This is a genomic window from Streptomyces sp. NPDC059037 (genome assembly GCF_042740015.1).
Taxonomy (GTDB): domain Bacteria; phylum Actinomycetota; class Actinomycetes; order Streptomycetales; family Streptomycetaceae; genus Streptomyces.
On the sequence record NZ_JBHYIG010000434.1, the window covers coordinates 1 to 5,188 of the forward strand.

Below are 5,188 nucleotides of genomic sequence, written 5' to 3' on the forward strand. Positions count from 1 at the left end.
AGATCCTCCCTGGTCTCGGGGGCTGGGTGTTGTGTTTCAGAGACCGCGGGTGGAGTGCGCACCGCCGAGCGGAACGCACGCACGTTCCGCGCCCGGCGCGACCGCCGCGAGCGCTACGCGTCGATGCGCGAGCGGTCCAGCGTCGCCGCCGAGCTCGTGATGAATTCCTTGCGGGGCGCCACGTCGTTGCCCATCAGCAGATCGAAGACCTGCTCCGAGGACTCCAGGTCGGAGATGTTGATGCGGCGCAGGGTGCGATAGCGCGGGTCCATCGTGGTCTCGGCCAGCTGGTCGGCGTCCATCTCGCCCAGACCCTTGTACCGCTGGATCGAGTCCTTGTACCGGACGTTCTTGCGCTGCAGCTCCAGCAGCGTGTCCCGCAGCTCACGGTCCGAGTACGTGTAGATGTACTTGTCCTGGCCCTTCTTGGGCTGGCTGAGCTCGATGCGGTGCAGCGGCGGCACCGCGGCGAACACCCGGCCCGCCTCGACCATGGGCCGCATATAGCGCTGGAACAGCGTCAGCAGCAGGATGCGGATGTGCGCGCCGTCGACATCGGCGTCGACGAGGAGAATGATCTTTCCGTAGCGCGCCGCGTCGATGTCGAAGGTCCGGCCGGACCCGGCTCCTATGACCTGGATGATCGCGCCGCACTCGGCGTTCTTCAGCATGTCCGTCACGGACGCCTTCTGAACGTTGAGGATCTTGCCGCGGATCGGCAGGAGCGCCTGGAACTCGGAGTTCCGCGCCAGCTTGGCGGTGCCGAGCGCGGAGTCGCCCTCGACGATGAAGAGCTCGCTGCGCTCCACGTCATCGCTGCGGCAGTCGGCGAGCTTCGCGGGCAGCGAGGAGGACTCCAGGGCCGTCTTCCGGCGCTGGGCGTCCTTGTGCTGGCGGGCCGCGATGCGCGTACGGGCAGCCGCGACCGCCTTCTCCATGACGGAGCGCGCCTGGGCCTTCGCGTCACGCTTGGTGGACGTGAGGAACGCCTTGAGCTCCTTGGCGATGACGTTGGCGACGATGCGGTTGGCCGCCGAGGTGCCGAGCACCTCCTTGGTCTGGCCCTCGAACTGCGGCTCGGCGAGACGGACCGTGACGACGGCCGTCAGGCCTTCGAGAGCGTCGTCCTTGACGATGTCGTCCTCGGCCACGCGCAGCACCTTCTGGGTGCGCAGCGCCTCGTTCATCGTCTTGGTGAGGGAGCGCTCGAAGCCGGTCACATGGGTGCCGCCCTTGGGGGTGGCGATGATGTTGACGAAGGACCGCAGCGTCGTGTCGTACCCGGTGCCCCAGCGCAGCGCCACGTCCACACCGAGCTCACGGGTGACCTCGGTGGGCGTCATCTGGCCGTGGTCGTCGAGGACCGGCACGGTCTCCTTGAAGGTGCCCGAGCCGGAGAAGCGGAGGACGTCGCAGACGGCCTTGTCCTGCGCGAGGTACTCGCAGAACTCGCTGATGCCGCCGTCGAAGCGGAAGGATTCCTCGCCCTTGCTGCCGCCTTCCCCGAGGCCGTACTCGTCGCGTACGACGATGGTCAGGCCCGGCACCAGGAACGCGGTCTGGCGGGCGCGCTGGTGCAGCGTCTCCAGGTTGAGCTTGGCGTCCTTGAGGAAGATCTGGCGGTCGGCCCAGTAGCGCACGCGGGTGCCGGTGCGGGTCTTGGGGATCTTCTTGGCCTTGCGCAGCTTGGCCGAGGAGTCGAAATCGGCGTCGGCACCAGGCTTGGCGAACGCACCGGGGACGCCGCGCCGGAAGCTGATGGCGTGGGTGTGTCCCGCGCGGTCCACCTCCACGTCGAGGCGCGCGGAGAGGGCGTTCACCACGGAGGCGCCCACGCCGTGCAGACCGCCGGAGGCGGCGTACGAGCCACCGCCGAACTTTCCGCCCGCGTGGAGCTTCGTCATGACGACCTCGACTCCGGAGAGGCCGGTCTTGGGCTCGACATCCACCGGGATGCCTCGGCCGTTGTCCCGGACCTCTACGGAGGCGTCGTCGTGGAGGATGACTTCGATGTGGTCGCAGTAGCCGCCCAGGGCCTCGTCGACGGAGTTGTCGATGATCTCCCAGAGGCAGTGCATCAGGCCGCGGCTGTCCGTCGACCCGATGTACATGCCCGGACGCTTGCGAACGGCCTCGAGCCCCTCCAGGACGAGCAGGTGCCGCGCGGTGTAGTTGGAACCGTCCCGGTCTGCTCCGGTCAGCAACGCTGTGGACGGCACGGACGTCTCGGCGGTCACGCGGTTCGCTCCTCGCTGAATTTCAAGGGGGGCCCTTTTGGGTAAGGACCCGGCTTCGGTTGCCGGTCAGAGGGTACCGAGGCCTGGTAGAGCCGTTGTAACGCCACCCTCGTCTCAACTCAGACTAGTCCAGAGCCGCACGCTTGTTCGATCCCTCGATGGAGTGAAGCAAACGTCACGTTCCCTTCCAGGCATGAACCATTTAGGCTCCGGGCACGTCCTCATGAACAACCGGCAAGCCAGCCGGTGGACGACCGACCTGACAATCAGCGCGAAACCGTAAGACACGTAAGAGACGCAATACGGCACATTCGCCGCCAACCGGCAGCAGACAGCCGCCTCGGAAAAAACTTCGAGGAAAAGCCACGAGCGGGAACGTTTTCGGCCTGGTTGGATGTTGACCCTGGTACGACAGCTCGTCGAGCTAGAGAAGAGGCGACGTGACTACTGTTCTGACCCCCGCGAGCCCCCTGACGGCCGCTGATCGCTGCGACCGCTGCGGCGCCCAGGCATACCTGCGCGTCGTCCTGTTGAGCGGCGGTGAACTGCTCTTCTGCGCCCACCACGGCCGCAAGTTCGAGCCGGAACTCAAGAAGATCGCCGCTGAGATACAGGACGAGACGGAGCGGCTGACGGCCGTCCCGGAGACCCCCGACGAGGAACGCTGACACCTCGCACCCACGACGAGCCCTCCGGCGCACACCAGGCCGGCGATCGGGCGGCCGACCCTGCCAACCCAGGGACGGTCGCCCGCTCTCGTTACGCGGACGCTCAGGCGCCTCCCCTGCGGCCCCTGTTGGCGCTCCGCACCTTCAGCGACGCAGACCCATCGCTGGGGCGACCCCCGAGACCCGCGTATAGACCCCGGGGCTCCCGGCCCGCCCGCAGCCACTGCCCCACGACACCAGGCCGATGAGCTTGCCCTGTGCGACCAGTGGGCCGCCGCTGTCCCCCTGGCAGGCGTCACGCCCTCCGTCGGGTTCTCCCGCACACAGCATGGATCCGGACCTGTACGTTCCGTCCGCACTGCCCGGATACGCCTGCTCACACAGGGAGTCGGACAGTACGCGCATCGGTGCGGAGCGCAACGTACGCGCGTAGTCGCCTGCACCCGTCGTGTCACCCCACCCGTAGACGGCCGCCCGTGTGCCGGGCTCGTACGCCGGATCCCCCGGCCCCGCCATACGGATCGCGGAGCCCTCGGGGAGCGGTTGCGCCAGCCTCAGCACCGCCATGTCATCGGCGTTCGTGAAACTGTTGTAACGCGGATTCACCGATGTCTCACGCACCGGAATCTCGCGGCCCTCGGACGTGCCCAGATCCCCGCGGCCGGCGATCACCCTCAGGTCACTCAACGCACGCAGCGGCACGCCGAGGACTTCCTCGCTCAGGCAGTGGGCCGCGGTGAGGACCGTCGAGCGCCCGACCACCACCCCTCCGCAGAACTGTCCCGCACGCGTACCCCCGAACCGGTCACGACTGGACAGCGCCACCACCCACGGGCTGTCGGCCACATCGACCGGGCTGCCCCCGATGACCACGCTGTCGGCCGCCGCCGGGGCCGGGGCGGCCAGCGGCAGCGCCGCTGCGGTGGCGGCAAGGGCCAGTGCCGCCGTCAGGGTCGGGGCGAAAGGACGAGGCATGCGATTTCCTCACTCTGGGTTGTCATGTCACACCCACAGTGATCCAGCGCGACACGCCCCGCACTCGCGCCCACGCGCGCCCGCACCGGGGCAGACAGAAGGCCCGAAACCTCCCATGGAGACTTCGGGCCTTCTTTGTGCGGCGCTGGTGACTAGTCGAGGTAGTCGCGCAGGACCTGCGAACGCGACGGGTGACGCAGCTTCGACATCGTCTTCGACTCGATCTGACGGATGCGCTCACGCGTCACTCCGTAGACCTTGCCGATCTCGTCGAGGGTCTTCGGCTGGCCGTCGGTGAGGCCGAAGCGCATGGAGACCACGCCCGCCTCACGCTCGGACAGGGTGTCGAGCACGGAGTGCAGCTGCTCCTGGAGGAGCGTGAAGCTGACCGCGTCGGCCGGAACGACCGCCTCGGAGTCCTCGATGAGGTCACCGAACTCGCTGTCGCCGTCCTCACCCAGGGGGGTGTGGAGGGAGATCGGCTCACGGCCGTACTTCTGGACCTCGATGACCTTCTCCGGGGTCATGTCGAGTTCCTTGGCCAGCTCCTCCGGGGTGGGCTCGCGGCCCAGGTCCTGGAGCATCTGGCGCTGCACGCGCGCGAGCTTGTTGATGACCTCGACCATGTGCACCGGGATACGGATGGTGCGGGCCTGGTCGGCCATGGCGCGGGTGATCGCCTGACGGATCCACCAGGTGGCGTACGTGGAGAACTTGTAGCCCTTGGTGTAGTCGAACTTCTCGACCGCGCGGATCAGACCGAGGTTGCCCTCCTGGATGAGGTCCAGGAAGAGCATGCCGCGGCCGGTGTAGCGCTTGGCCAGGGAGACCACCAGACGGAGGTTGGCCTCCAGGAGGTGGTTCTTGGCGCGGCGGCCGTCCTCGGCGATGATCTCCAGCTCGCGCTTGAGCTTCGGCGCGAGCTTGTCGGCGTTCGCCAGCTTGTCCTCGGCGAACAGACCGGCCTCGATGCGCTTGGCGAGCTCGACCTCCTGCTCGGCGTTGAGCAGCGGGACCTTGCCGATCTGCTTCAGGTAGTCCTTGACGGGGTCGGCGGTGGCACCGGCCGCGGCGACCTGCTGGGCCGGGGCGTCGTCCTCGTCCTCGTCGGACAGCACGAAGCCCTGGGCACCCTCTTCCGCGGGCTCGCCCTCACCGGGCTTGCCCTTGGCGGGCGTCTCCTCGGTGGCCTCGTCGTCCAGGATCTCGTCGTCCTTGGACGCACTCTTCTTTGCCGTCGCCTTCTTGGCGACGGTCTTGTTGGCGACGGGCTTGTTTTGCGTGGTCTTGTAGGGAACATCCATATTC

Annotated in this window: 4 protein-coding genes; 1 reads left to right on the top strand and 3 read right to left on the bottom strand. The window is 67.6% G+C overall.

What is annotated here, in order from left to right:
* Nucleotides 1-113: 113 nt before the first annotated feature.
* Nucleotides 114-2,237 (bottom strand): type IIA DNA topoisomerase subunit B, encoded by a 2,124-nt coding sequence (locus ACFWY6_RS43975; RefSeq protein ID WP_384703112.1) that lies wholly within the window; start codon nt 2,235-2,237, stop codon nt 114-116.
* 440 nt (nt 2,238-2,677) lie between these two features.
* On the opposite strand from ACFWY6_RS43975, the gene ACFWY6_RS43980 reads away from it, so the two are divergent.
* Nucleotides 2,678-2,905 carry a hypothetical protein gene (locus ACFWY6_RS43980; protein ID WP_135330770.1) on the top strand — a complete coding sequence of 76 codons (228 nt, stop codon included), beginning with the start codon at nt 2,678-2,680 and terminating at the stop codon, nt 2,903-2,905.
* A gap of 144 nt (nt 2,906-3,049) precedes the next feature.
* On the opposite strand, the gene ACFWY6_RS43985 is transcribed toward ACFWY6_RS43980, so the two are convergent.
* Entirely contained in the window at nt 3,050-3,880 is an 831-nt protein-coding gene (locus tag ACFWY6_RS43985; protein ID WP_384703115.1) for a serine protease, read from the bottom strand.
* 152 nt (nt 3,881-4,032) lie between these two features.
* Nucleotides 4,033-5,188, bottom strand: a 1,156-nt coding sequence (locus tag ACFWY6_RS43990; protein WP_384703117.1) for an RNA polymerase sigma factor, incomplete at its 5' end; no start/stop codon positions are given.